We start from the raw sequence: 25,268 nt of genomic DNA on the forward strand, positions 1-25,268 counted from the left end.
CCCCAACGATGTTCAGACAGGGTAGGCGAGATCGTTCGCGATCATCGCGGTGTCGTAGACAGCCTGTCTTTCCTTCAGCAGAAGAACGTTACCATTGCGCGCGAAGCGGTCAAAAAGCCTGCCCGCCTGATGCAGCGTAGTCGCGCCTTCGACGAGCGTTTGCAGCAGCATGTAGTTGCTCTGCGCGACGATTTCCTCGTCGGTCGCGTTCAAGATACGCACGTTGGAAACGAAGTGCAGCATTTGACGCGGCGCGAACATCTGCGTGCGCGCAATCGCGACCGCACGATCGCGCAGCATGTCGCGTCCTTCGGCGTAGACGAGCCCGACGGGAAATCCATTGGCCGCGTTCTCGTATTCGGTCACGCGATAAAGACAGTTCTCGGTAAAGAATTCAGGCCAGCGCTCGATGTCCCCGCCATCGAGCGCCGCGCAATACTCCGCATGAAAGTCTTCGACCGCCGCGCGTGCGATCAGCGCCTTGTCGTGCGCGATGTTCTGTTTTTCGAATCCTGGCAGCATCTAGAACCCCATCACTTCACGATAGTGCTTGTACATGGCGCGAATGGCGGCTTCGGAGATCAGGTTGTCGGCCGTTCCGATCTTGTCGCCATCCAGCTTGATGATGCTGCGGTCGCTCACCGAGCGGCGCACGCCTTCCTGAACGAACTTCATCGCTTCGTTGTCTTCGAGGCCGAGAAAGCCCGACGGTCCCATCAGATTGCCCTGACGCAAACGGTGACGCACCATGTCTTCCGTGTCGTCTTCATAACCGAACATCGTCCAGAGCATGATCATGCTGTTCGGTCCGTTCGGCACGATATGTCGAATGCCGAGCGTATTCATCTCGCGCTGCACGATGAGGTTCGGCCAGATGGTCTGCATCGTCACCGACCATTCGGAATCGAACTCCTTGATGAATTCGAGGAAGCGCTCGTCACGCAAGATCATGCCGTCGTGGAAGGAACGCATCTCCTTCTTCTTGTCTTCATCGATGGTGGCGTAGAGCGAATCGCTTTTTGCGGAGGCCATCGTGCCGTGAATGCCGTATTTGCTGTCCGCGACCATCGCCGAACGATTGCCCGCCACGAGCAGGCCGAACACGACGAGGAACGAGTGCAGCAACGTCGCGTGATACGGGTCCTTCAAGTTCTCGTGATACATCTTCCAGTTGCACGGCAGCTCGTTCTTGTAGAAGCCGAGCACGCGCAGGCGCTTGCCGTTGAACACTGCGTCGAAGTCCTCGAGTATCTCGGGCGTGAGATAGTCTTCAAGCGATTCCATGTCCTGCGCGAACGATGCGAACACGACCCCATTGCGCGTCGCAACCGCAAGTTTGCGAAGACCGTGATCATCGTTGCGGAAATCCTTCGGCATGCCGCCCAGCTTGTTCACCCCACGCCGGAACGGCACGCCTTGCAGATTGCCCTTGAGGTCATACGACCATTGGTGATACGGGCACACGAACTCCTTGTTGTTGCCGCGGCTATGCCGGCAGAACTCCGCCCCGCGATGCGCGCAGCGGTTTTCGAACACGTTGATCGAGCCGTCTTCCGCGCGCGATACGACGACCGGCGTCGGGCCGACATAAGAGCGCTTGAAATCGCCGGAATTGGGCACTTCCGCTTCGAGCGCGACGAAGTTCCAGGTGCGCCCGTGGAAGATCCGTTCGACTTCGCGCGTATAGACCGCCTCGCTCGTGTACACCCAGTCCGGGATGCATTGCAGCCCTTCTTCGGGCCAAACGAGCCCTTCTATCGGCGGGTTTTTCGATTGAGGCGTATGAATGCCGATGATCGTTTCAGACGAGTACACCTTGATCTCCCGAGTGTGTTGAGCGAACCAGCTTGTCGAGCTGGCGCAGCTTGATCGTGGGGTCGGCGAGCATGCGGGGATCGACCGCAACGCCTTCTTCGACGAGCCTTCTGATGGCGCGCAACTCGCCGCCTTGATTGATCGCGAGCACATGCGCGATGACGCCGCCGCGCAGACCCATCAGCACGGTCTTGTCATCGACGCCCGCGCGTTCGATCCACTGATCGATCTCGCCATCGGGCAGGCCGAGAATCTGGATGTTCCAGTCGTATTGGTCGGTCCAGAACCACGGCGTCGGTGCATAAGCAATCTCTTCTCCGGCGATGTTGCGCGCCGCCACGATCGCCTGTTCCTGCGCGTTCTGCCACGATTCAAGACGCGTCGCGCGACCGTTTGCGCCGTATGGGAAGTTGGCGCAATCGCCTGCCGCATAGACATTCTCGGCGGACGTGCGGCAATGCCGATCGACGACGATGCCGTTGTTCGTCGCCATGCCCGCAGCTTTGGCGAGTTCGTCGTTCGGCTCCTGGCCGATAGCGATCACGCCCAAGTCGAACGGCGTTGCATCGACTTGCACGCCGTCCGCGTGCTCCGTGACTTGCAGATGCTTCACGTCGAATATGAAGCGCACGCCGTGAGTTTCGTGCTTCATGCGCAGACGTTCGGCGAACATGGGCGGCAGCGCGCGGCTCAGCAAGCCCGATGCCGTTTCGAACACGCTCACGTCGAGGCCGCGCGTTCTTGCGCTCGCCGCGAATTCCAACCCTAGAAATCCAGCGCCGATCACAGCCACCGATTGAGCCGTTGCGAGCCGCGCACGCAAGCGCATCGCATCGTCGAGCGTGCGCAGATAGAACGTATGCGGACCTTCCGGCGCGCCCGGCAACTGCCGCGCACGACCACCCGTCGTCAGGATGCAATGGTCGTAGCGCAGTTCGCCATTACGTTCGAGCGTCGCGACGCACGATTGCGTATCGAGCCGCAGCACTCGATCGTTGAGCCATTCGATGCGCGCATCGCCGTATCGCTCGACGGCATGCACCCAGCCGTTGAAGCAATCGTCATCGTCCTTCGCGATGAGGACATCCTTTGACAGCGGCGGCCTTTCATACGGCGCATGACGCTCATCGCCGACCAGCACGATGCGCCCTTCATAACCATGCGTGCGCAACGCTTCTGCCGCGCGCGCGCCAGCCTGCCCCGCTCCGATGATCAATGCAGTCCGAGTCATGATTTGCGAGTGCATCAAAGATCGACGTAGATCTCGCCGCCTTCCACCTGCACGCCGTATACGCGAATCGGTTGCGTGACTGGCGCGCAAAGGGCAGCGCCCGTGCGGATATCGAAACGCCCCTGATGCAGCGGACATTCGATGCAGCCGTCTTCCATATAGCCGTCGCTCAAGAGCGCGAACTGGTGCGTGCAAACGTTGTGCGTGGCATGCACTTCTCCGTCGAGCAAATAGAGCGCGATGCGCTCTTCGCCGATCGTCACGCCGAACGGTTCGTCTTCCACTAGATCGGCGAGCTTCGCCGCGAACTTGAGTGCCATTCGTCGCCCCTTCGAAAATCGATCAGTATGCTGATGAATCTGTTGTTCGTATGCTAGCAGGACTTTTCGCCGAGTCAACCGATCAAAAATAATGGCTTTCCCGTAGAGAATCCGGCAAGAACGCGTTCGTGCGATGATTCGAAGATTCGTCCCATCGATCAGCGTCATGCCTTCCACCGCCGTCACGCGCACGAGCCCGCTGCCGCTTGCGAGCATTGGCTTCATCCTTGCATCGATGCTGTGCCTCGCAATTGTCGATCCGCTCGCGAAAGCCATCGCGCTGCGCTATCCCGCCAACGAGCTCACGTTCTTTTGCATGTTGTTCGGCCTGATTCCGCCCGTGGCGATGTGCGCTGTCGGCCAGCGCTCGCTGATCGATCGCGTGAAGCGGCTCCACTTCAGGGGACAGACCTGGCGCTGCCACGCAACGGCGATAGCGCTGCCGACGGGACCGATCGCCTGATCATCGCTCGACCAAGGACATCATGAATCTCGAAGCACTCGACACGCCCGCCGCGATCATCGATATCGCGCGAATGCAGCACAACATCGACCGGATGCAGACGCGCATGAACGCGCTCGGCGTGAAGTTTCGGCCGCATGTGAAGACGACGAAATGCGCCGGCGTCGTGCGCGCGCAGATTGCAGCAGGCGCGCAAGGCATCACCGTATCCACGCTGAAAGAAGCGGAAGCATTCTTCGCGGCGGGCATCGACGACATTCTCTACGCGGTGGGTATCGTGCCCGCGAAGTTGCCGCGCGCGATGGCCCTCAAGCAAAAAGGCTGCGATCTGAAGATCATCGCCGACAACGCGGCGGCGGCATCGGCGATCGTCGCGTATTGCAAGCACGCGAACGACATATTCGAAGTGTGGCTCGAAATCGATACGGATGGTCATCGCTCAGGCCTCGCGCCCGATGACGACGCGCTCATCGAGATCGGCCGCGTGCTTCAGGAAGGCGGCATCGAAGTCGGCGGCGTGATGACGCACGCTGGCTCCAGCTACGAATTGAACGATCAAGAAGCGCTCGCCGCGCTCGCGGAACAGGAGCGCGCGGGATGCGTGCGCGCGGCCGAACGGCTTCGCGCTGCCGGCATCGCATGCAGGACCGTGAGCGTCGGCTCGACGCCGACCGCGCTCGCCGCGAAGCATCTCGAAGGCGTCACCGAAGTGCGCGCCGGCGTTTATGTGTTCTTCGATCTCGTGATGGCGAACGTCGGTGTTTGCGATGCAAACGATATCGCGTTGAGCGTGCTCACGAGCGTCATCGGTCATCAACCCGACAAGGGCTGGGTCATCGTCGATGCGGGATGGATGGCGATGAGCCGCGACCGCGGCACGTCGAAGCAGACGCACGATTACGGTTATGGACTTGCATGCGCGCTCGACGGTACGCCTCTCGAAGGCTGCGAACTCGTCGGTGCGAATCAGGAGCACGGCATTCTCGCCGTCGAATGTCGCGATGAGATCACGAAGCGGTTTCCCATCGGCATGAAGCTGCGCATCCTGCCGAATCATGCATGCGCGACGGGCGCGCAATACCCCGAGTACCAGGCGTTAGCCGCCGACGGCAGCACCATCGCATGGCCCCGCTTTCACGGCTGGTGAGGTTGACGAGCGGAAAGCCGCTCATAAACGATGAGACCGCCAAACACGATTCCCGCCGAAACACTCGTGCAGCCGCTATAGCTGACGAGGCCGAGCGCCCATCCTTGATAGTCGACGATGAAGCGCAGCGCGAGCACGAGACCGCACCATCCTGCTATTCGAAAGCCGCGCGTTTGCCCTGCGCGAAGCGCGCGGCCGAATAGCATCATCTGATGACGATCCATCGAGACCGCGAGGCAAGCGAAGGCCATCAGGCAGAAAACGATGCTCAAGAGATGCGTCATGCGCTTTCCTTTTCGCGCTCGGGCATGACGGCACGCGCCGCGATGCGCTTGCCAACGGGCTTCGTGCGCGGACGATGGCGTGTCACGCGTATCGCCAATGCCGCATGCAGCAGGGCGAATGCCCACATCATCAGATCGAAGCCGGCGAACACCCAATCGCCTTGCGCGATGCTGCGCCACAAGGGCCGGTTCGTGGTCAGCGCATTGAGCGCCGGCACGAGCGCGAGCATCGCCGTGGCGAGCCAAAGCAGTTCGATCCACGCGCGCCTTGCGGGACGCACGAACGCATATAGCAGCGTCGCGCCCCACATCGCGAAGAAAACATTGACCTCGGCATCGTCACGCGCGGCGATGCCGAGCGGCAGCAGCCGATTGCCCCACAGAAAGCTCGTCATCGCGATGGAAAGTCCCGAGATGCTCGCGATATTCAAACGTTCGACGAGCCAGAAGCCGACGTACGGCCGCGCCGGGTCGGCCAGCTTCTGACGGCGCTTGACCGTCCACATGACGAGCCCCGTGCCGACCATCGCCGTGCCCGCGAGACTGACGATGAAGTACAGCCAGCGCAGTTGCATATCGCTGAAGCGTCCGAGATGCAGCGCATACAGCACGCCGCGCGTTTCGGCCGCGCCGCCGACGCTGTCCTTCACTTCGATGAGCTTGCCCGTCACGCCATCGAAGAGCATGTACTGCGGACTCATCGACACGCGCGACGCCTCACCTCGCGAAACAGCCACGCGCGCGGTGCTGTCGCCGGGATTGGTGATCGTCACGCGACCGACCTTGTCGCGGCCCCAGCGCGCTTGCGCTTCGCGCACCATCGCATCGACGCGTACAAGCGGCGCGTTCTGTCCGGAAGACTCGCGAGGCTGAATGAACGCGCTGAGTTGCGAAGTCATCGCGGCGCGTTCGGCGGGTGTCCTGAAGGCGGTCTGCGCGCCCCACGGCATGTACATCGCCATCAACGTGACGAGGCCGGTGTAGGTGATCATCGCGTGAAATGGCAGACCGAATACCGACAGCGCGTTATGCGCGTCGAGCCATGAACGCTGACCCTTGCCCCATCTGAATGTGAAAAAGTCGACGAAAATTTTCTTGTGCGTAATGACGCCGCTCACGATCGCGACGAGCATGAACATGGCGCACAGGCCCGCGAGCCAGCGCCCCCATAACACCGGCATGAAATAAAACTGGAAATGAAAGCGATAGAAAAATTCACCGCCGAGGGTCTCGCGCGCGGTCGTGCGCTCGCCCGTGACCGGATCGAAACGGGCTGATTCGAATGCGCGCTTGCCCTTGGATGCGCCCGGCGTACGCCAGAACGAATCGATGACGCTCGTGCGTTCGTCCGGCAATGCGAAGCTCCACTGCGTACTGCCCGCCGCGATCTTGCCGAGCGTCTCGACGACGCGTTGCGCGACGAGCGCCGCATCCGGCATGTCGCGCTGCTGCGCTTGCTCGGGCCGCATCCATTGCGACGTTTCGTCCTTGAAGTAGCTGACGGTCCCGGTAAGGAACATCGCGTAGAGAATCCAGCCCGCGAGCAGGCCCGCCCACGTATGCAGATCGGACATGCTCTGGCGAATGCCGCGGCCTTTCGCTTTGGAATCGCGCGCGCTTTTCACGAGACGTGTCCTCCCGGCCATACCGTCCATGCGGCCATCAACAGCGGCACGGCGATGAACGCGAGCCCGCTCCATGCCCGACGCGCGCTGCGAACCGCGAACACCCAGATCACCGCGCACACGTAGACGACGAAGCTCACGAGCATGCCGGCGAGCACGGCTTGCGGCTTGCTCATCGGCAGGGCGAGTGCCGCGACGCTCGCGAGCGCGGCGAGCGCGTATCCGCCGAATATCGCGGCCACGATGCGAGAGACGAGCGGGCCGTGCCGGACGAGCGCGCTCATTGGTCGTGTACGCGTCGGCGCGTCATAGGCTTTCAAGGCGTTCTATGCGAAAGATTGGCCGGATGCACGTCTGCAACGACGAGACGGAATCAGGCGCGTTGAGGTCCGCGTTGCGCGGCGTAAATGATAATAATTATCAATAACGCTCCGCAAGCTTGTCAAGCAACGCTTAAAAGTGGAACGCTGTGGCGCGATCGCGCGAACAGAATGCGATGCGCGTGTGGCGCATCGGCGAGCACAAGATGGACGAACTGGCGGCGTTTATTCTTTGCCCGTGACCCACTTTTTCGTCGCGTGATAGCCGCGCTTCGACGTATCGGCGATGGCATGTCCGGCCGATTTCGCGCCGTCGCCGATGGCGTGCGCCGCATCCCGCGCCGCACGTCCGGTCTGGCGCCCGGCCGATTTCACGTCTTCCTTGAACTGATGGGCGCCCGATTCGACGCTCGCATGTGCCAACGGGCCGAGCGCGATCAGCAAGGCCGGAACGATGAGCAAGGTAGTCTTTTTCATGCCGGCGATTTTCGCATATGGCGCGGACCGCTCCGTTCAGCAAAAAAACGGAACGAACGTGTCACGCGCGGTGTGACTCTCAGCAAGCCGTCGGCCGCACGCGCTCGACTTCGAGTCCGAAAAACGGACGCAGTCGCGTGCCGACTACATTGCCGAAGAAGGCCGCGACGAGCCACAGCCAGCCATGCAAGCTGCCCGATACGATGCCGCTGAAATACGCACCGATGTTGCAGCCGTACGCGAGCCGCGCGCCATAACCGAGCAGCAAGCCGCCGACGATCGCCGCGATCAGCGAGCGCATCGGCACGCGCCAGACGGGCGCATAGCGGCCCGCGAGCGCGGCGGCGAGCATCGCGCCGAGCACGATGCCGATATCCATCACGGATGTAACGTCGTGAGAAATCGGCGCGGCGAGCGCGGCCGCGTTGGCCTTGCTCATCCAGTATGGCCAGCTCGCGGTATCGACGCCGAACAGGGCCGCCGCTTTCGCGCCCCACAACGCGAACGCGGACGTGATGCCCCATGGACGCCCGGACAGTGCGAGCGTCGCGAAGTTGAGCACGGCGAGGGCGATGCCGCCTGCCACGAGCGGCCACGGTCCATGCAGCCATGGCGATGTATGCGCCGGCTGCACGTGCGCGGCGACGAGCTTGCCATGACGGCGCTTCTCGATGACGACCGTGACCGCCGCGATCAGCGCGAACACGATCCAGTTGACGGCGAGCGCGGGCCCCGCGCCGAGCGTCTTCACGAGCGATACCGGTTGCATTTGCGGCAATGCGGTCCAGAACGGCATGTGCGCGGTCGCGATGACGGAACCCGCGATGAACGCAGCGAGCGTCACGATCATTCGCGTGCTGCCGCCGCCGACGGTGTACAACGTGCCCGACGCACAGCCGCCGCCCAGTTGCATGCCGATACCGAAGATGAACGCGCCCACGACCACCGACGTCCCTACCGGCGACACGAGCCCGGTCACCGGCGTGCCGAAAAGCGACCCTGCCGCGAGCGCGGGAAAGAACAGCGCGACGCCGACCGCGAGCATCAGCATTTGCGCGCGCAGCCCGGCGCCGCGGCCATCGGAGATGAACACGCGCCACGCCGACGTGAAACCGAACGCCGCGTGATAAAGCGAGACGCCGAGCAGCGCGCCGACCACGTAAAGCGCAGCCTGGCGCGCGCCGACGGTTTGCCCGAGATACACCGCGCCGAGGACGATCAACAACGCGGCGATGCCGAGCGGCTTCGGATCGATATCCGCGCGGCGTGCAAGAGGAGTAGCGAGATCTGACATGACGATAAGCGTTTCGAAAAAATGCGGAACAGCTACCTATTTTCTCGCGTTTGGCTGATCTTCGCAGGCGGCACAGCGCTTGCATCGGCCGTTGCATCGAAGCCCTTTCCTGCACGGAGAAGAAGATGCATATCGTCTGTCACATGATGTCGTCGATCGACGGCCGCAGTCTCACCGACAACTGGAACCTCGATTTCGCGTCGCCCACCTACGAAGACACCGCCGCGCGCTTCAACGCCGATGCGTGGGTATGCGGCCGCGTCACGATGCAGGAAATCTCGCATGGCAAGGACCGCGACTATCCGCGCGGGCTCGCGAAGCGTCCGATTCCACGCACCGATCATTTCGCCAAACGCGACGCGAGCCAGTACGCGATTTCCATCGATCCGAAGGGACGTGTCGCCTGGAAGAGCAATACGGCGCTCGAATCGCATATCGTCGAAGTGCTGAGCGAGAGCGTCGATGACGATTACCTCGCGTATCTGCAATCGATCGACGCATCGTATGTGTTCGGCGGCAAGGACGATATCGAACTGAAGCGCGTCGTCGAAACGCTCGAACGCGAGTTGAAGATCAAGAAGCTGATCGTCGAAGGCGGCGGACATGTGTCGGGCGCGTTCGTCAATGCGCAGCTTGCCGATGAAGTCAGCGTGCTGATCATGCCGCTCGTCGATGGACGCGAAGCGCATACGTCGTCGTTCGAAGTCGCGATGGACAAGTGGAAAACGCCCGCCTACCTCAAGCTGGATTCCATCGAAAAACTGGAACACGACGTCGTCTGGCTGCGCTATACGCGCAAGTCCTGAACCTCGGGATTTACCCGCGCCACCGCATGCAAGCCGTTAAAAATGCGGCTTGCATTGTTATAATTCTTTCATCCCGCGAATAAAAGCTAACATCATTCCTCGCGCCGCTCCGATGGCCAAGAACGACCGCCTGCGTGCCCTTTCCGGCGCGCTCGAAAAACAGAACGTGATGCGTCTGCGCGATGCGGCCGCGCTGCTCGGCGTTTCGGAGATGACGGTGCGCCGCGATATCGCCGCGCATCCCGGCCAGTTCACCTATCTCGGCGGCTATATCGTCAGCGCCGCCGATGTCCCCAACGCGGGCTACACGATCGAGGAAGAGAAAGACCATTTCGCGCAAGCGAAGGCGGTCGCTTCGAATCACGCGGCGCGTCTGCTCGCGGATAGCGAAACCATCTTCATCGATTGCGGCACGACGCTGACCACGCTCGCGCGGCAGATTCCCACGGAGATGCATCTCACTGTCGTGTGCTATTCGCTCAATGTCGCGGAAATTTTGCGGCGCAAGCCCAACGTGCGGATGATCCTGCTCGGCGGCGTCTATGTGCCGTCATCGGAATCGTTCGCCAGCGACGAGAGCGTCGAAACCTTGCGGCGCATGGGCATCAACAAGGCGTTCATGTCGGCAGGCGGCGTCGATGAAGCGCGCGGCGTGACGTGCTGGAACTTTCATGAAGTCGCCATCAAGCAAGCCGCGATGGCGAGTTCGGTGGAACGTCATCTCGTCGTCGATGCGAGCAAGTTCGGCAAGGTCAAGGCCGTGCGCTTCTCGCAGCTTTCCGAGTTCGATTCGGTGATTACCGAGGAAGGTCAGAAGCTCCGCAAACGCGTCTGAATCGTTCCGATAAAAATCAGAAAGGCTCGTTCAGGTTTCGAACGAGCCTTTTTTGTTCCGCTTTTCGAAGGGCGTTACTGTCTGCGTCCCAGCGCGAACAACGTCCCCGCAACGAGAATGAACGCGCCGATGATGACCTTCTGCCAGGTGCTCGGCACGCCGATGAGAATCAGCACGCTATTGATGAGCGTCACCAGCACGACGCCCAAAAGCGTACCCACCACCGTTCCCGTACCGCCCGTGATGCGGGCACCGCCGAGAATCACCGCCGCGATCACATCGAGTTCCGTGCCGACGAGATCGAACGGGTTCGCAAGCCGGTTCGTCGACACGTGCAGGATGCCCGCCACGCCCGCCAGCAAGCCGGTATAGCCGAACACGAAAAGATGAATGGCGCGCAAGTTATAACCGAGACGTTCTGCAATGGCGAGCGAGCCGCCCATCGCATAGACGCCGCGGCCCATCATCGTGCGATTGAGCAGCCACCAGGTCACGATCGCCGCGATCACGAGCGCGAGCACGGACACCGGCAACACCGCGCGCAAGCCATCCGGCGTGTGATAGAAAAACAGCGGCAGGCGCCCGAACGTATCCATGCTGTGCGGAATGTTCATGAAGAACTGCGTGCCGACGAACGTCAGCAACAATCCGCGATACAAATATTGCGTGCCGATGGTGACGATCAGCGAAGGCGCTTTCAATCGATGCACGAGCATGCCGTTGATGACGCCGAGAATCACGCCGCCGATTGCGCCCGCAAGCAGAATCAGCACGAACGGGCACTCCGGCCACCAGGCGAAGACAGCCTTCGTGATCGAATACATCGTCAACGCGGCGATTGCCGTGAACGACACGTCGATGCCGCCCGACGCCAGCACGACGAGCGTGCCGAGCGCGAAGAGCGAGACCGTCGTCGCGGAATGGAGCATGTCGAACAGTGTCGCGAACTGGAAGAAGCGCGGATTGATGCTGCCCACGACGAGACACGTCACCACGATCAGCCCGACCGTGAACCACTCCGGATTGCGCATCAGTTGCGCATACAGATTGCCCTTGCGCACGCGCGGCGCGACTTGGGCCGCGTGTTGCGGCATCGTCTCGCTTCCCGTGCGGCGGATGGATTCGCTCATGCTCATGCTGCCTCTGAAAGTAGCGCGTGATAAAGATCGGCCTCGTTCAAGCGATCCGCGCGATATTCGTTCGCGACGCGGCCTTTCTTCATCATCAGAATACGGTCGCAGTTCTGCAGCAGTTCGGGCAGGTCGTCGCTGATCAATATGATGCCGATGCCCTCCTTCGACAGCCGCTGCATGATGCGATAAATGATGTCCTTCGATCCCACATCGACGCCCACGGTCGGACCATGCAGGATCAGCACGCGCGGATCGATCGCGAGCCAGCGGCCGATCAGCACGCGCTGCTGGTTGCCGCCCGAAAGCGATTGCACCGGCTTGTCGACATCGGGCGTCGCGATCTGCAAGTCCTTCACGGTGCGCTCGGCAAGCTCTTGCGCACGCTTGCGATCGATCTGACCGAAGCGGTCACGCAGGCTCGCGATCATCGCGGTGACGACGTTGTCGCGAATCGGCTTGTCGAGAAAAAGCCCTTCGTTCAGGCGGTCTTCGGGCACATAGCCGATACGTTGCGCCTTCGCATCCGCGGGCGAATGCAGACGCACGCGCATGCCGTCGAGCGTCACCGTGCCCGTGTCCGCAGGCGCGACGCCCGCAAGCGCACGCGCAAGTTCGTTGCGGCCCGAATCGAGCAGCCCCGTCACGCCGAGAATCTCGCCCTTGTGCAGCTTGAACGACACATCGGCGAACTGGCCCTTGCGGCCGAGACCTTGGACGTCGAGCACGATCTGCGACGCGCCTCCGTCACCTTCCGCGCGATAGCGTTCCGTCGACAGATGCTTGCCCGTCATGAGCTCGCTGATCTGCGCCTTCGTATAGTTTTCGATTGGACCTTGCGCCATCTTCTGGCCGTCGCGTAGCACGATCACTTCGCCGCCGATCGCATAGCACTCGTCGAGCTTGTGACTCACGAACAGCACGGCGACGCCATCCGCGCGCAAACGCGCAAGCACGGCGATGAGGTTATCGACTTCTTTCTGCGTGAGCGATGTCGTCGGCTCGTCCATGATGACGAACTTCGCTTCGCTCGCAATGGCGCGCGCGATCGCAACGAGCTGGCGCGTCGCGAGCGGCAGTTGCTCGATGAGCGTCTTCTGGAAATCCGCGTCGCCCGGCAGTCCGACGGCTTCTAGCGCACGCGCGGCGGTTTGTGCGAGCGCTTTGCGATCGAACGTGCGCGCGAGCTTGCCCGCATGTTCCGCGAGTTCGGATGTCAGCGCGACGTTCTCCGCGACGCTCATGTTCGGCAGCAGCGACAAGTCCTGATAAACGGTTTCGATGCCCGCCGAAAGCGATTCGAGCGGCGAAAGCTTCTTGTGACGCGCGCCTTCGATCACGAGCTCGCCTTCATCGGGCGGTTGCGCGCCCGAGATGATCTTGATGAGCGTGCTCTTGCCGCAACCGTTCTCGCCGAGCAAGTGATAGATCTGGCCGCGCTCGAACGAGAGGCTTACGCCACGCAGCGCATAGACGCCGGTGAAACGTTTATGGATATCGACGACTTCGAGGAGCGGTGTCATATCGTGTAGTCGAGCGAGGCACACCGCAGTGCGCCTCGCGAATGGCATCAGAAGTTGTATTGCTTGTAGTTCGACTTGTCGACATCGACCCAGCCGGTGCCGCGCACGATCACGCCCTTGCCCGGGCCCTTCGTGACCGTCACCTTGTTATAGCCGGTGATGCCGAGGTCTGCGCCGTTCTGCACTTCCTTGCCGTCGACGAGCATCTGCGCGACCTTGTTCATCGCGAGACCGGCGAGCTTCGGATCCCAGAACGCGATGCCGTTGATCGCGCCGCTTTCGAGGAACTTGGCCGCTTCCGTCGGCAAGCCGGTGCCGTACACGCAGATCTTCCCGACCTTGCCGGCCTCTTCGACCGCGCGGCCGATACCGATGACGTCGAGCGACGACGAACCCTGGAAGCCCGTCAGATCCGGATGCTTGCGCAGCACTTCCTTCGCGACCTGATACGCGCGCTCGCCATCGTTATTCGTTTCGAGCTTCGGTTCGACCAGATCCATCTTCGGATACTTGGCCTTCGCATTGCCGATGCCGCCATCGGCCCATTGCACCTGCGAGCGCGAGCCGAGCGAGCCGACCAGCACGGCCCACTTGCCCTGATTATTCATGCACTTCGCGAGGCGCTCGTTCAGGCCCGCGCCGTATGCGGTGTTGTCGAAGGCTTCGATGTCGACCATCGTGTTCTTCGCGTTGTCCGCTTCATGCGTGACGACCTTGATGCCGCGATCCATCGCTTTCTTGAGCGCGGGTTCGAGCGTCGGCGGATCGTAGGGCACTACCGCAATTGCCGTGACCTTCTTCGCGATCAGATCCTCGATGATCTTGAGTTGCTGCGCGGCGTCGGCGCGGCCCGGACCCGTCTGATATGCATTGATGTTCGGATTCTCCTTGCCGAACTCCTTCACGCCTTCGTCCATGCGATTGAACCAGTTGATGCCGGTCACTTTCACGACCGTCACGATGGTTTCGTTGGTTGCGGCCTGCGCCGCTGCGATCGCGCCCGCCGCGAGTGCGATCGCGGTGAGTGCGGTGCCCAGTTTGCTCAGTTTCATTGCGTTGTCTCCTTTATCTATCCATTGGTCTCTTTGAACATCACACGCAACACTAACGTCCGGTCGATGCGGGCGGCGGTGGAACATTGCTCTTGGGCGCGGCTCCGCCGATGCCGAAGATCGCGCGCACGCGGTCGCCGCCCGCGAATGCAAGCGATGCGAGCAGCAGGAAGCCCCACGCGCAATCGCCGAAAAACTGCGATACGCCGAGCAGATTGAAGAGGCTCGACAGAAATTGCAACACGGTCGCGGCGAGAAACACGCAGACGATGCGTCCATAACCGCCCGCCGGATTCACGCCGCCCATCACCGCGATCAGGATCGCGATCAGCAGATACGAATTGCCGTAGTCCCACTTCGCGCTCGACGTATGCGTCGCGCTGATGAGACCCGCGAGCGAGGCGAGCACGCCGCACATGCCATACGTGAGAATCAGCATGCGCGCGCGCGGAATGCCCGCGTAGAACGCGGCCTTCGGGTTCGTGCCCATCAGATAGAGACGCAGACCGAACGGCGTACGCTTCAGAATCCAGCCGAGCAGCAGAACCGCGGCGATGAAGATCCACAGTGAAATGGGCACTTGCAGGAAGGTGCCGTTGCCGATGTTCGACAGCGGATCGACGTATTCCACGCGCACGGATGCGCCGTTGCTCAACACCACCGCGATGCCGGTGAAGAGCAACTGCGTGCCGAGCGTGCAGAGAATCGGCGTGAGCTTCAGCTTCGCGATGACGACGCCATTGAGCAAGCCGCCGAGCGCACCCATCACCATGACGATGCATACGAATACCGCGGTATAGAGCGCGGGCGAATCGTCGGCGGAGACCATATGCGGCAGCATCATCGCGGCGACCATGCCGGAGAGATTCGCAAGGCCCACGCCCGACAGATCGATGCCGCCGTTGCCCGACACCATCGACAGCATGATGCCGAGCGCAAGCAGGCCGAGCTCCGGCAACTGGCCGCCCATCGACTGAAGATTGTCGATGTCGAGGAACTGGCCGTGCGACATCCACGTTGCGACGATCACCACGAGCACGTTCACGCCGATCAGAAAGTTGAACTGGCGATCCGCGAGCCACTTCGACGCTTTCATTGCGTGACGCTCCTTTCCGCTAGCAGCGCGTTGATTTCATCGAGACGCGGCATCGACGGCGCGGTGCCCGGACGCGTCACCGAAATGCTCGCGAGCGCGCAGCCGAAGCGCACTGCATCCACAGGGCTTTCGCCGCGTGCGAGGGCCGCCGCGAAGCCGCCGGTGAAGCCATCGCCCGCGCCCGCCGTCTCGACGACGCGGCCGCATTCGAAAGCAGGCACGAGCGTCGATTCGTTCGACGTATGCAAGAGCGCGCCCGCTTCGCCGAGCGTGACGATCACGGCGCGTGCGCCTTTTTGGAGCAGTACGTTCGCGGCGCGGCGTGCGTCGTCCGCCGAAGCGATCTCGATGCCGGTGAGCGCCTGCGCTTCGGTTTCGTTCGGCGTGATGTAGTCGCACAGCGGATAGATATCGTCCGTCAGCGGCAAGGCGGGCGCGGGATTGAACACCGTCGTCACGCCATGTTTGCGCGCGAGTTCGAGTCCACGGCGCGCGGCCGGAATCGGTTGTTCGAGCTGCGTGACGAAGACGCCGGCACGCGCGATATCGTCTTCGATCGCATCGACGTCTTCGGGCGCGAGCGTGCCCGCAGCGCCCGCCGCGACGATGATCGCATTGCCGCCCGTGTTCTCATCGACATAGATATGCGCGGCACCCGTCGCGACATCGTTCATTACCGTTGCGCGCGATGTGATGCCTTCGGCGCTCCATGTCGCCTGCGCGATATCGCCGAACGCATCCGCGCCGATGCGGGTGCAGAAGATCACGTCCGCGCCCGCGCGTGCGGCGGCCACCGCCTGATTCGAGCCCTTGCCGCCCGGTCCCATCTGGAACGCGGAACCCGCGACCGTTTCGCCGAGCAGCGGCATGCGTTGCGCGCGAAACGCGAGGTCCGTCACATAGATGCCGAGAATGACGACGCTTTTCATCGCGTGCCTCCGTGCGCGGCTTCGGGCGCATCCGGCGCGAGTTGCACGCCCTTCTTGAAGATGAAGCAGCCATAGCCGCGCGCTTCGCCCGTCGCGATCACGCAATATGCGTTCTTCGCGCGCTCGTAGAACGCGAAGCGTTCGACCGGCGCGAAGGGCAGCGCGCGGCCTTCGGCATCGTCCACTTCGCGTTGCGCTTCCCGTTGCACGGCGGGCAAGGTAGTTGCATCGCCAACTATCTCCATGCGGCCCGCGGGATCGTCGACGAACGTATCGAGCGGCAGCACCGACAACACGGCGCGCACCGCACGTGGCGCGCTCACGCCGTCCATGCGCAGCACGCGGCCGAGCACCGTTTTGCGCGCGACAGAGTCAGCGGGGAAATGGGCATCGCAGATCACCACTTCGTCGCCGTGGCCCATCGCGGCAAGCGCGTACAGGATATCGGCGTTCAAGAGCGGATCGATGTTCTTCAGCACAGCGTCTCCTCCATGCATGAGCGCGTTCCGTATCGGAATCGCGCCGAGTCAATTCCTTGATCAGTCTCCGTACGGCACCCAGATGTTCTTCACTTGCACCGCCTGTCGAAGGAAAGGCAGCCCTTCGCTTGCGGCATCGTGCCAGTCGAACACGCGGCCCTGATCGACGAACGTGCGCTTCAGATTGCCGATCGACTCGCGCTCCACCATCGCCGATAGCGCCGCGCCGTGGAAGCACCAGAGCGCATCGACGTCATCGTGTTGCGCGAGCGTTTGCGCCAGCGAACGCGCATCGCCGGTCACGATGTTCAGCGCGCCGCCCGGCACATCCGATGTCTCGACGACCTGATAGAAGTCCGTCGCCATCAGCGGACACGTCTCGCTCGGCACGACGACCACGCGATTGCCCAGCGCGAGCGCGGGCGCGACGAGCGACACGAACCCGAGCAACGGCGCTTCATCGGGACACACGATGCCGATCACGCCCAGCGCTTCGTGCATCGCCAGCGCGACGCCATGCAGCGGGGGCGCATGCACGGCGCCGTCGTACTTGTCGGCCCAAGCGGCATACGTGAAGAACCGCGCGATCGATGCATCGACTTCGCGCTTCGCATCGCGCTCGCTCGAACCGGCGCGCGTGACGAGCTGCTTCGCGAATTCATCGGCGCGTGCGCTCAGGTTTTCCGCGAGGTAGTACAGCACTTGCGCGCGGTTGTGCGCGCTCGCCGACGACCATTTCGTCATGCCGCGCGCGGCCGCGACCGCATTGCGTATGTCCTTGCGATTGCCTTCGCCCACTTCGCCGACGATCTCACCGGCGGGCGAATGCACGAGCCGCGAATAACCGCTGTCGGGCCGCGCCTGCTTGCCGGCGATGAAGAGCTTCGCCGTGCGATCGAGCGCACTCACATTGCCGGCATCGACGAGCGAATCCGGTTGCGCCTGCAACGATTTCGTTTCGCCGCGCACCGGAAGCTTGGCCCATGCGCGCGGCTTCAGGTATTCGTAGATGCCCTCGCGTCCGCCTTCGCGTCCGAAGCCCGACTCGCGATATCCGCCGAAGCCGACCGCCGCATCGAAGAGATTGGTCGCGTTGATCCACACGACGCCGCATTGCAGGCGCGGCGCGACGTCGAGCGCGCGGCTGATGTTCTCGCTCCACACGCTCGCGGCAAGGCCGTAGCGCGTGTTATTTGCGAGCGCAACGGCTTCTTCCGGCGTGCGGAAGCTCATCGTCACGAGCACGGGCCCGAAGATCTCTTCCTGCGCGAGCGTCGATGCGGGCGCGACGTTGGTGACGAGCGTCGGCGGAAAGAATGCACCGCTCTCGGGCAACGTGGCACGCGGCGATCGATAGACTTCGCAGCCTTCGCGCTCGCCCTTGTCGACGAGCGCGCGAATGCGTTCGAGCTGAATGTCGTCGACGACCGCGCTCATGTCGATGCCCTTATCCAGCGACGTGCCGACGCGCAGCGTATCCATGCGGCGCTTCAGCTTCTCGACGAAGCGCGCTTCGATGCCTTCCTGCACGAGCAGACGCGAGCCCGCGCAACACACTTGTCCCTGATTGAACCAGATCGCATCGACAACGCCTTCGACGGCGCTGTCGATATCGGCATCGTCGAACACGATGAATGGCGACTTGCCGCCGAGTTCGAGCGTGAGCGACTTGCCCGAACCCGCCGTGCTCGCGCGGATCTGACGGCCCACTTCGGTCGATCCCGTGAATGCGATCTTCGCGACGCGTTGATGTTCGACGAGCGCCGCGCCCGTGCTGCCATCGCCGGTGACGATGTTGAGCACGCCCTTCGGCAAGCCCGCGCGATGCGCCAATTCAGCGAACAGCAACGCCGTCAACGACGTGAATTCCGCGGGCTTCAGCACGACGGTATTGCCGAGCGCGAGCGCCGGCGCGATCTTCCACGCGAGCATCAGCAGCGGGAAATTCCACGGCACGATCTGGCCGATCACGCCGAGCGGCGCCCAGTCCGCGAACTCCTTGTCCTGCAGTTGCGCCCATCCCGCGTGATGCAGAAAATGCCTTGCTACAAGGGGTATATCGATATCGCGCGACTCGCGGATCGGCTTGCCGTTGTCGAGCGATTCGAGCACGGCGAAGAGACGGCTGTGCCGCTGCACCATGCGCGAAAGCGCATAGAGATGACGCGCGCGCCCCGCTCCGCCGATGGCTTGCCAGCCTTCGAGCGCATCGTGCGCGGCTTGCACAGCGGCATCGACATCCGCTCCCGTGCCTTGCGCGATCGATGCGAGCACGCGGCCGGTCGCGGGTTCTCGTGAGTCGAAGCGCGCGGCGTCGTCGCTGTCGCGCCATACGCCGTTGATGAAGTGACCGAAGCGCCCGTCATGCTGATCGAGCCATGCGCGCGCGGCGCGATCGTCTTCCGGTGCGGGTCCATATTCCATTGAAGAGAAGTATTCGGCAACGCTCATGAGGCTGTTTAGTGAAGTCTGTTGGATCAGGCGACGGGATGGCGATTGAACGACGAATAACGTCCGCTCACATGATGTTCGAGCTGGCGTTCGATATCCGCGAGCAGGCTCGATGCGCCGATGCGAAACAGATCCGCTTCGAGCCATTCGCGCCCGAGCTCTTCCTTCATGAGGATCTGATACTCGAGCACCGACTTCGCAGTCGACACGCCGCCCGCCGGCTTGAAGCCGATCATGACGCCCGTGCGCGCGAGATAGTCGCGGATCATCCGCACCATCACGAGCGACACGTCGAGCGTCGCGTTGACGCTTTCCTTGCCCGTCGATGTCTTGATGAAATCGGCGCCGGCCATCATGCAGATCATCGATGCCTTCGCGACATTCGACAGCGTGCGGATATCGCCGGTCGCGAGAATCGCCTTGACGTGCGCGTCGCCGCATGCCGCGCGGAAATCGCGCATCTCGTCGTAGAGCGCTTTCCAGTTGCCCGTCAGCACATGCTCGCGCGTGACGACGATATCGATCTCGGACGCGCCATCTCTCACCGATGCCTCGATCTCGCGCAACTTCAGTTCGTGCGGATTGAGGCCAGCGGGAAAGCCCGTCGATACGGCCGCGACCGGAATGCCGCTGCCCTCGAGCGCGTTCACTGCCGTCCTGACGTAACGGTGATAGACGCACACCGCCCCCGTTTTGATCGACAGAGGCGGCATGCCGAGCGCGTCGAGCAGATCGTCGCGCAATGGACGGCGCGCCTTCGCACAGAGACGTTCGACGCGGCCATGCGTGTCGTCGCCGGAAAGCGTCGTGAGATCGATGCAGGTGATGGCCTTGAGCAGCCACGCCGCCTGCGCGTCTTTCTTGACCGCGCGGCGCGTGCCGAGCGTCGACGCGCGGCGCGTCACCGCCGACTGATTCACGCGCAGGCCGTCGAGCCAGGCGAGATCGAACGGCACGCCGGGATTGCGCGCGCTGGCGTGAACCTGGGCCTTGCCGGGCCACGCGACGATGGACTTCGATGCAGTTTCCAGCATGAGATCGGTATGCCGGCGTCTTGTGCGACGCACAACAGTTTTTGATAGATTGATCTCAGTTTATAGCATTCTTGTTAGGATCGTGACATAGGGAAAGTTCGGAGACGACCGCGCCGAGTCTCACTCTTCCGTGCAAACCCTCGGTTGACGTCTTTGCGTTCATCGACGCAAACTTGAAGCGCTTCAAATTCAGTCGATCAACCCAGACAGAGCAAATTCGGCAACGCAACCGAACTTTCTTGCTTTCGATTTGAAGCGCTTCAATTTCGAACGATACAAGGAGACACCGCATGTCCTCGCACCTTCCCCGCACTGTCCTGCGCGCGCTCGCCGCCGCGTGCGTCGCAGCATCGAGTCTCACTGCCGCGCACGCCGCCGACATCAAGATCGGCGCGCTCTTCCCCTTCAGCGGCGGACTCGCGCTGCTCGGCGACGAAAGCTATCGCGGCGTGCAGCTCGCCGTCGACGAGCGCAACGCGGCGGGTGGCATCAACGGCGAGAAAGTGGTGCTCGTCAAGGCCGATGCCGTCGATGCCAATCAGGCCGTCGGCGAAGCGCGGCGTCTGACGTCGGTGGAAAACGTGTCGGCGGTGTTCGGAAGTTATTCGTCGGCGGTGTCGTCGGCGGCGACGCAAGTGACCGAGCTCGCGGGCGTGCCGTTCTTCGAACTCGGCGCGACGGCGGACACCATCACGAGCCGCGGCTTCAAGTATCTGTATCGCAGCAACTCGACCACGAAGACCTTCGCGGACGGCACGCTCGAAGCGCTGACCAAGGTCGTCGCGCCGCAACTCAAGGTGGATCCGAAGACGCTGAAGATCGCGATCATCGCGGAAGACGGGCCGTACGGCACGCTCGTCTCCGGCTTTCAGAAGGAAGGCGCGAAGAAGCTCGGTCTGAACGTCGTGCAGGTGTTGCCGTATTCGGCGAAGAGCGTCGATCTGTCGTCGCTGATTTTGCGTCTGAAGGGCGCGGACGTCGATATCGTGCTGCAGACCTCGTATCAGAACGACTCGATCCTGTTCTTCCGCCAGGCCGCGCAGGCCGGCTTCAAGCCGAAGGCGGTCATCGGCGCGGGCGGCGGCTACTCGCTCTCGGATACGGCCAAGGCCGTCGGCGCGCAAATGAACGGCGTGTACGACATCGACTTCCCGCAAGTCGCGATGAACGAGAAAGGCGCACCCGGCCTCGAAACATTCACCGCCGAATATCAGAAGCACTTCGGCATGGCGCCGCGATCGGGCCATAGCCTCGTGAACTATGTCGGCGCGAAAGCGTTCCTCGATGTGCTCGCCAACGCGAAATCCACCGACAAGGACAAGATCCGCGCCGCCGTGCTCGCCTACAAGAAGCCGACGGGCACGACCGCCGCTGGCTGGGGCTTCCAGTTCGCCGACAACGGCCAGAACCAGCTCGCGACCACCAACGTGATGCAGTGGCAAGGCGGCAAGCTCGTCACCGTCTATCCGGAAGCGGTCGCGATCGCGAAGCCCGTCGCGGCGCAGTAAAACCGCCGCTGTCGACCCGCATTTCTCTTTCACTCGAACCGCGGGGCGCGTGACACGCGCTGCGCGGTGTCCAGGAAACGAGCATGTCCATTCTTCTGCAACTTCTGGTCAACGGCCTGTTGCTGGGCGGCGCGTACGCGATCATCAGCATCGGCCTCACGCTGATCTTCGGCGTCGTGCGCGTGGTCAACTTCGCGCACGGCGAGCTGCTGATGGTCGGCATGTACGCCGTCTGGCTGCTCGCCGCGAAGCTCGGCTGGCATCCGTATGTGTCGGCGGTGCCGGTCGCGCTGCTGCTCTTCGCATTCGGCGTGCTGATCCAGCGCTTCATCATCCAGCCGCTGCTTTCCGCCGACGCGCACATTCAGATTTTCGCGACCGTCGGCGTGTCGACCGCGCTCGTGAATCTCGCGCTGATGATCTTCGGCGCGGACGTGCATCCCGTCGATGTGAGCTTCGGCACCGAGCATCTGCAGTTCGGCGACATCAACATCGTGAGCGGGCAACTGATCACGTTTGCCGCCGCGCTCGCGGTCGCGGGCGGGCTGCATCTGTTCCTGCAACGCACCTACACAGGTCGCGCGTTTCGCGCGGTGGCGCAGCATCGCTACGCGGCCTCGCTGATGGGCGTCAACGTGAAGACGACGTACGTGCTCGCGTTCGGCATCGGCGCGGCGCTGGTCGGGCTCGCGTCGGGCTTGCTGGTCGCGCAGTATCCGGTGTTCCCGACCGTCGGCCAGTACTTCGTGCTGACCGCGTTCGTCATCGTCGTGCTGGGCGGTCTCGGCAGCTTGCCGGGCGCGCTCGTCGGCTCGATCGTGATCGGGCTCATCGACAGTCTCGCGGGCTACTACATCTCGCCCGACATGAAGGAAGTCGTCTACTTCGCGATCTTCCTCGTGATTCTCGTGGTGCGCCCGACCGGTCTCTTCGGTCTCGGACGCGGCTCCGAATAACGTTCAGCGAGGCATTCGATGTTTGCCAATCTCCTGCATCCGCGCGGCTACATGGGCGCGCTGGCGCTCGTCGCGCTGCTCGCCGTGCCGTTCGCGCTGCAATCGCCGTTCGCGTTTCACCTGGCCGTGCTCGTGTGCATCTTCGGCGCGCTCGCGACGGCGTGGAATATCGTCGGCGGATTCGCCGGACAGTTGTCGCTCGGACACGCGGTGTTCTACGGCATCGGCTCGTACGCGGCGACGCTGCTCGTCATCAACTTCGGCATCACGCCGTGGCTCGGCATGTTCGCGGGCGCGGTGATCTCGGCGATGGCGGCGATCGTCATCGCGTATCCGACGCTGCGTCTGCGCGGACCGTTCTTCGCGCTCGCCACGATCGCGTTCCTCGAAGTGTGCCGCCTGCTCACGGTGCACGAGGAAAGCTGGACGGGCGGCTCGGCGGGCCTGAACGTGCCGCTCAACATCGGCCTGCAATGGATGGTGTTCCGCGAAAAGTGGGCGTATCTGCTGATCGCGTTCGGCTTTCTTCTGGTGACGTTGTGGGCCGCGTGGCTCATCCGCCGCTCGCGCTTCGGCTTCTATCTGATCGCCGTGCGCGAACGTGAAGATGCGGCGCGCGCGGTCGGCGTGAACGCGGTGAAGGTGAAGATCGGCGCGGCGGTGATCTCGGCGGTGCTGACGAGTCTCATCGGCTCTTTCCACGCGATGTATCTCACCTTCATCGATCCGTCCGCGGCGTTCTCGCTGGAACTGTCGGTGCAGATCGCGATGTTCGCGCTGATCGGCGGACTCGGCAGCGTCGCCGGGCCGCTCGCGGGCACCGTCCTCGTGCTGCCGATCGCCGAGCTTGCGCGCGGCTGGCTCAGCTCGTTCGGCAGCGGCACGCACGGCTTCGTCTACGGTGTCGTGCTGGTGCTCGTCGTGCTGTTCATTCCGCGCGGACTCGTCGGGCATCTGGGCGGCTTCGTGCTGCGCTTCATCGACCGTCTGCCCGGCGCGCGCACGCCGCCGCCCGCACCGGCGAAGTCGATCGCGCCCGCCGATGCGTTGCCGCTCGGCACGCCGCTGCTCGTCGCGGAGCATCTGAAGAAGCGCTTCGGCGGACTCGTCGCGACCGACGATGTTTCCCTCACGCTGCACGCCGGCGAGATTCTCGGTGTGATCGGCCCGAACGGCGCGGGCAAGACGACGGTCTTCAATCAGCTTTCGGGCTTCATCCGGCCGAACGAAGGCATCGTGAAGATTCGCCTCGCCGATGGCACCTGGGCCGAACCGCGCACGCCCGATGCGTTCGCGAAGGACGGCGTCGGCCGTACTTTCCAGATCGCGCAGCCGTTCGCGGGTCTCTCGGTGCTGGAGAACATCATGCTCGGCGCGTTCATGCATACGCGGGTCCGCGTCGAAGCGGAATCGATCGCACGCGAAGTCGCGGAGATCACCGATCTCACGTCCTTGCTCGATACCGAAGCGCGCAGCCTCACGGTCGGCGGCATGAAGCGTCTCGAAGTGGCGCGCGCGCTCGCCACGCGCCCGCGCGCGCTTCTGCTCGACGAAGTGATGGCCGGTCTCAATCCCGCCGACATCGCGCGCGCGATCAACATGGTGCGGCGCATCCGCGATTCAGGAATCGCCGTGCTGATGATCGAGCACATGATGCAGGCGACGATGGCGCTGTCGGACCGCATCATCGTCATCAATGCCGGGCGCATGCTGAAGGAAGGCAAGCCGTCCGATGTCGTCAACGATCCTGAGGTGATTCAGGCCTATCTCGGCAAGGGGTATCTCGATGCTCAAGCTGCATAACGTCTCGGCCGGCTACGGCAAGAGCGAAGTTCTGCGCGGCGTCTCGCTCGATGTGCAGGAAGGCGAGATCGTCACGCTCGTCGGCGCGAACGGCGCGGGCAAGACCACGACGCTGAAGACGCTATGCGGAATCGTCGCGGCGCGCGGCGGCAGCATCACGTTTCAGGGACAGGAACTCGTTGGCAAGTCCTCGCACGACATCGTCGCGATGGGCGTCACGATGATTCCCGAAGGCCGTCAGCTGTTCCCGTTCCTGAGCGTCGAAGAGAACCTGCTGATGGGCGCGTTTCGTCACGCCGCACGAAGCGCGCGGCGCGAACGCATGGACGAAGTGCTCGAACTCTTTCCGCGCGTGCGCGAGCGTCTCACGCAACTTGCCGGATCGCTATCGGGCGGCGAGCAGCAGATGGTCGCCATCGCGCGCGGCATGATGTCCGCGCCGAAGCTCCTGATCTTCGACGAACCGTCGCTCGGTCTTTCGCCCTTGCTCGTCGAGCAGATGTTCGAAGTCGTCGGCACGGTCGCGGCGCGCGGCGTGACGGTGCTGCTCGTCGAACAGAACGTGTTCCATACGCTCAAGCTCGCGAACCGCGGATACGTGCTCGAAAACGGCGCCATCGCGCTTTCCGGAACGGGCGCAGAATTGCTCGATAGTCCCCACGTGCGGCGCGCCTATCTCGGTCATTGATT

At 62.8% G+C, this 25,268-nt stretch carries 25 protein-coding genes; 8 read left to right on the forward strand and 17 right to left on the reverse strand.

The window, feature by feature from the left end:
- Positions 1–12 precede the first annotated feature (12 nt).
- The 4 genes from NCS03_RS21510 to NCS03_RS21525 are packed head-to-tail and all read right to left on the reverse strand — an operon-like array spanning position 13 to position 3,366.
- Positions 13–522 carry an aromatic-ring-hydroxylating dioxygenase subunit beta gene (locus NCS03_RS21510; RefSeq protein ID WP_034470910.1) on the reverse strand — a complete coding sequence of 170 codons (510 nt, stop codon included), beginning with the start codon at positions 520–522 and terminating at the stop codon, positions 13–15.
- Positions 523–1,815: an aromatic ring-hydroxylating dioxygenase subunit alpha gene (locus tag NCS03_RS21515; protein ID WP_250529748.1), complete on the reverse strand. Its 1,293-nt coding sequence runs from the start codon at positions 1,813–1,815 to the stop codon at positions 523–525.
- A complete protein-coding gene (locus tag NCS03_RS21520; protein WP_250529749.1) occupies positions 1,802–3,046 on the reverse strand; it encodes an NAD(P)/FAD-dependent oxidoreductase in 1,245 nt (414 codons plus the stop codon). The genes NCS03_RS21515 and NCS03_RS21520 overlap by 14 nt, the downstream gene beginning before the upstream one ends.
- 14 nt (positions 3,047–3,060) lie before the next feature.
- The gene (locus tag NCS03_RS21525; protein WP_250440994.1) at positions 3,061–3,366 is read right to left on the reverse strand and encodes a non-heme iron oxygenase ferredoxin subunit; all 306 of its coding nucleotides are present in this window, start codon (positions 3,364–3,366) and stop codon (positions 3,061–3,063) included.
- A 166-nt stretch (positions 3,367–3,532) separates the two neighbouring features.
- On the opposite strand from NCS03_RS21525, the gene NCS03_RS21530 reads away from it, so the two are divergent.
- Complete coding sequence (locus tag NCS03_RS21530; RefSeq protein WP_250529750.1) at positions 3,533–3,829, forward strand: hypothetical protein; 297 nt, start codon at positions 3,533–3,535, stop codon at positions 3,827–3,829.
- A 22-nt stretch (positions 3,830–3,851) separates the two neighbouring features.
- Entirely contained in the window at positions 3,852–4,976 is a 1,125-nt protein-coding gene (locus tag NCS03_RS21535; RefSeq protein WP_034470899.1) for a DSD1 family PLP-dependent enzyme, read from the forward strand.
- Here the strand turns inward: NCS03_RS21535 and NCS03_RS21540 are convergent.
- The 5 genes from NCS03_RS21540 to NCS03_RS21560 all read right to left on the reverse strand — a co-directional run bounded on the left by NCS03_RS21540 (position 4,964) and on the right by NCS03_RS21560 (position 8,976).
- Positions 4,964–5,260, reverse strand: a complete 297-nt coding sequence (locus NCS03_RS21540; RefSeq protein WP_250529751.1) for a DUF3325 domain-containing protein — start codon at positions 5,258–5,260, stop codon at positions 4,964–4,966. The two genes, NCS03_RS21535 and NCS03_RS21540, sit on opposite strands and share 13 nt — an antisense overlap.
- Complete coding sequence (locus NCS03_RS21545) at positions 5,257–6,915, reverse strand: PepSY-associated TM helix domain-containing protein (RefSeq protein ID WP_502801534.1); 1,659 nt, start codon at positions 6,913–6,915, stop codon at positions 5,257–5,259. The genes NCS03_RS21540 and NCS03_RS21545 overlap by 4 nt, the downstream gene beginning before the upstream one ends.
- Positions 6,882–7,169, reverse strand: coding sequence for a DUF3649 domain-containing protein (locus NCS03_RS21550; protein WP_175980978.1), 288 nt, complete (start codon positions 7,167–7,169; stop codon positions 6,882–6,884). The genes NCS03_RS21545 and NCS03_RS21550 overlap by 34 nt, the downstream gene beginning before the upstream one ends.
- Before the next feature lie 261 nt (positions 7,170–7,430).
- On the reverse strand, positions 7,431–7,682 hold the full coding sequence (locus NCS03_RS21555; RefSeq protein ID WP_250440998.1) for a hypothetical protein: 252 nt from the start codon (positions 7,680–7,682) through the stop codon (positions 7,431–7,433).
- 79 nt (positions 7,683–7,761) lie between these two features.
- Positions 7,762–8,976, reverse strand: a complete 1,215-nt coding sequence (locus NCS03_RS21560; protein WP_008348170.1) for a YeeE/YedE family protein — start codon at positions 8,974–8,976, stop codon at positions 7,762–7,764.
- A gap of 125 nt (positions 8,977–9,101) precedes the next feature.
- On the opposite strand from NCS03_RS21560, the gene NCS03_RS21565 reads away from it, so the two are divergent.
- Entirely contained in the window at positions 9,102–9,782 is a 681-nt protein-coding gene (locus NCS03_RS21565) for a dihydrofolate reductase family protein (protein WP_175980982.1), read from the forward strand.
- A gap of 112 nt (positions 9,783–9,894) precedes the next feature.
- Positions 9,895–10,617 (forward strand): DeoR/GlpR family DNA-binding transcription regulator, encoded by a 723-nt coding sequence (locus NCS03_RS21570; protein WP_008348173.1) that lies wholly within the window; start codon positions 9,895–9,897, stop codon positions 10,615–10,617.
- A 74-nt stretch (positions 10,618–10,691) separates the two neighbouring features.
- Here NCS03_RS21570 and NCS03_RS21575 read toward each other — a convergent pair whose 3' ends face one another.
- From NCS03_RS21575 to deoC, 8 genes are read right to left on the reverse strand one after another with little or no spacing between them, the layout of a single operon-like run.
- Complete coding sequence (locus NCS03_RS21575; RefSeq protein ID WP_235366231.1) at positions 10,692–11,711, reverse strand: ABC transporter permease; 1,020 nt, start codon at positions 11,709–11,711, stop codon at positions 10,692–10,694.
- Positions 11,712–11,749: 38 nt separating this feature from the next.
- Positions 11,750–13,270, reverse strand: coding sequence for a sugar ABC transporter ATP-binding protein (locus NCS03_RS21580; RefSeq protein WP_250436581.1), 1,521 nt, complete (start codon positions 13,268–13,270; stop codon positions 11,750–11,752).
- Between the two features lie 47 nt (positions 13,271–13,317).
- Positions 13,318–14,322: a substrate-binding domain-containing protein gene (locus NCS03_RS21585; RefSeq protein WP_250436582.1), complete on the reverse strand. Its 1,005-nt coding sequence runs from the start codon at positions 14,320–14,322 to the stop codon at positions 13,318–13,320.
- A gap of 52 nt (positions 14,323–14,374) precedes the next feature.
- Positions 14,375–15,418: an ABC transporter permease gene (locus tag NCS03_RS21590; protein ID WP_008348180.1), complete on the reverse strand. Its 1,044-nt coding sequence runs from the start codon at positions 15,416–15,418 to the stop codon at positions 14,375–14,377.
- Entirely contained in the window at positions 15,415–16,347 is a 933-nt protein-coding gene (gene rbsK, locus NCS03_RS21595; protein WP_008348182.1) for a ribokinase, read from the reverse strand. The genes NCS03_RS21590 and rbsK overlap by 4 nt, the downstream gene beginning before the upstream one ends.
- Positions 16,344–16,826: an RbsD/FucU family protein gene (locus NCS03_RS21600; RefSeq protein WP_008348185.1), complete on the reverse strand. Its 483-nt coding sequence runs from the start codon at positions 16,824–16,826 to the stop codon at positions 16,344–16,346. The genes rbsK and NCS03_RS21600 overlap by 4 nt, the downstream gene beginning before the upstream one ends.
- A 60-nt stretch (positions 16,827–16,886) precedes the next feature.
- Positions 16,887–19,277, reverse strand: a complete 2,391-nt coding sequence (locus tag NCS03_RS21605; protein WP_250529753.1) for an aldehyde dehydrogenase family protein — start codon at positions 19,275–19,277, stop codon at positions 16,887–16,889.
- A 26-nt stretch (positions 19,278–19,303) separates the two neighbouring features.
- Positions 19,304–20,311 carry a deoxyribose-phosphate aldolase gene (gene deoC, locus NCS03_RS21610; RefSeq protein ID WP_250436587.1) on the reverse strand — a complete coding sequence of 336 codons (1,008 nt, stop codon included), beginning with the start codon at positions 20,309–20,311 and terminating at the stop codon, positions 19,304–19,306.
- A gap of 290 nt (positions 20,312–20,601) precedes the next feature.
- Here deoC and NCS03_RS21615 point away from each other — a divergent pair, with 290 nt between their 5' ends.
- The 4 genes from NCS03_RS21615 to NCS03_RS21630 all read left to right on the forward strand — a co-directional run bounded on the left by NCS03_RS21615 (position 20,602) and on the right by NCS03_RS21630 (position 25,266).
- The gene (locus NCS03_RS21615) at positions 20,602–21,819 is read left to right on the forward strand and encodes an ABC transporter substrate-binding protein (protein ID WP_250529754.1); all 1,218 of its coding nucleotides are present in this window, start codon (positions 20,602–20,604) and stop codon (positions 21,817–21,819) included.
- An 83-nt stretch (positions 21,820–21,902) separates the two neighbouring features.
- Positions 21,903–22,775 carry a branched-chain amino acid ABC transporter permease gene (locus NCS03_RS21620; protein WP_034470891.1) on the forward strand — a complete coding sequence of 291 codons (873 nt, stop codon included), beginning with the start codon at positions 21,903–21,905 and terminating at the stop codon, positions 22,773–22,775.
- 18 nt (positions 22,776–22,793) lie between these two features.
- Positions 22,794–24,578, forward strand: coding sequence for a branched-chain amino acid ABC transporter ATP-binding protein/permease (locus NCS03_RS21625; RefSeq protein ID WP_250529755.1), 1,785 nt, complete (start codon positions 22,794–22,796; stop codon positions 24,576–24,578).
- Complete coding sequence (locus NCS03_RS21630) at positions 24,562–25,266, forward strand: ABC transporter ATP-binding protein (protein ID WP_008348196.1); 705 nt, start codon at positions 24,562–24,564, stop codon at positions 25,264–25,266. The genes NCS03_RS21625 and NCS03_RS21630 overlap by 17 nt, the downstream gene beginning before the upstream one ends.
- Positions 25,267–25,268 lie beyond the last annotated feature (2 nt).

The organism is Caballeronia sp. ATUFL_F1_KS4A, assembly GCF_023630905.1.
GTDB classification, from domain to species: Bacteria; Pseudomonadota; Gammaproteobacteria; order Burkholderiales; family Burkholderiaceae; genus Caballeronia; species Caballeronia zhejiangensis.

Coding starts and splice junctions, on each gene's coding strand:
- NCS03_RS21565 (WP_175980982.1), top strand. CDS start 9,102: ATGCATATCGTCTGTCACATGATGTCGTCGATCGACGGCCGCAGTCTC.
- NCS03_RS21550 (WP_175980978.1), bottom strand. CDS start 7,169: ATGAGCGCGCTCGTCCGGCACGGCCCGCTCGTCTCTCGCATCGTGGCC.
- NCS03_RS21520 (WP_250529749.1), bottom strand. CDS start 3,046: ATGACTCGGACTGCATTGATCATCGGAGCGGGGCAGGCTGGCGCGCGC.
- NCS03_RS21540 (WP_250529751.1), bottom strand. CDS start 5,260: ATGACGCATCTCTTGAGCATCGTTTTCTGCCTGATGGCCTTCGCTTGC.
- NCS03_RS21510 (WP_034470910.1), bottom strand. CDS start 522: ATGCTGCCAGGATTCGAAAAACAGAACATCGCGCACGACAAGGCGCTG.
- NCS03_RS21555 (WP_250440998.1), bottom strand. CDS start 7,682: ATGAAAAAGACTACCTTGCTCATCGTTCCGGCCTTGCTGATCGCGCTC.
- NCS03_RS21580 (WP_250436581.1), bottom strand. CDS start 13,270: ATGACACCGCTCCTCGAAGTCGTCGATATCCATAAACGTTTCACCGGC.
- NCS03_RS21570 (WP_008348173.1), top strand. CDS start 9,895: ATGGCCAAGAACGACCGCCTGCGTGCCCTTTCCGGCGCGCTCGAAAAA.
- rbsK (WP_008348182.1), bottom strand. CDS start 16,347: ATGAAAAGCGTCGTCATTCTCGGCATCTATGTGACGGACCTCGCGTTT.
- NCS03_RS21530 (WP_250529750.1), top strand. CDS start 3,533: ATGCCTTCCACCGCCGTCACGCGCACGAGCCCGCTGCCGCTTGCGAGC.
- NCS03_RS21585 (WP_250436582.1), bottom strand. CDS start 14,322: ATGAAACTGAGCAAACTGGGCACCGCACTCACCGCGATCGCACTCGCG.
- NCS03_RS21575 (WP_235366231.1), bottom strand. CDS start 11,711: ATGCCGCAACACGCGGCCCAAGTCGCGCCGCGCGTGCGCAAGGGCAAT.
- NCS03_RS21560 (WP_008348170.1), bottom strand. CDS start 8,976: ATGTCAGATCTCGCTACTCCTCTTGCACGCCGCGCGGATATCGATCCG.
- NCS03_RS21545 (WP_502801534.1), bottom strand. CDS start 6,915: ATGGACGGTATGGCCGGGAGGACACGTCTCGTGAAAAGCGCGCGCGAT.
- NCS03_RS21615 (WP_250529754.1), top strand. CDS start 20,602: ATGTCCTCGCACCTTCCCCGCACTGTCCTGCGCGCGCTCGCCGCCGCG.
- NCS03_RS21590 (WP_008348180.1), bottom strand. CDS start 15,418: ATGAAAGCGTCGAAGTGGCTCGCGGATCGCCAGTTCAACTTTCTGATC.
- NCS03_RS21525 (WP_250440994.1), bottom strand. CDS start 3,366: ATGGCACTCAAGTTCGCGGCGAAGCTCGCCGATCTAGTGGAAGACGAA.
- NCS03_RS21605 (WP_250529753.1), bottom strand. CDS start 19,277: ATGAGCGTTGCCGAATACTTCTCTTCAATGGAATATGGACCCGCACCG.
- deoC (WP_250436587.1), bottom strand. CDS start 20,311: ATGCTGGAAACTGCATCGAAGTCCATCGTCGCGTGGCCCGGCAAGGCC.
- NCS03_RS21625 (WP_250529755.1), top strand. CDS start 22,794: ATGTTTGCCAATCTCCTGCATCCGCGCGGCTACATGGGCGCGCTGGCG.
- NCS03_RS21620 (WP_034470891.1), top strand. CDS start 21,903: ATGTCCATTCTTCTGCAACTTCTGGTCAACGGCCTGTTGCTGGGCGGC.
- NCS03_RS21630 (WP_008348196.1), top strand. CDS start 24,562: ATGCTCAAGCTGCATAACGTCTCGGCCGGCTACGGCAAGAGCGAAGTT.
- NCS03_RS21535 (WP_034470899.1), top strand. CDS start 3,852: ATGAATCTCGAAGCACTCGACACGCCCGCCGCGATCATCGATATCGCG.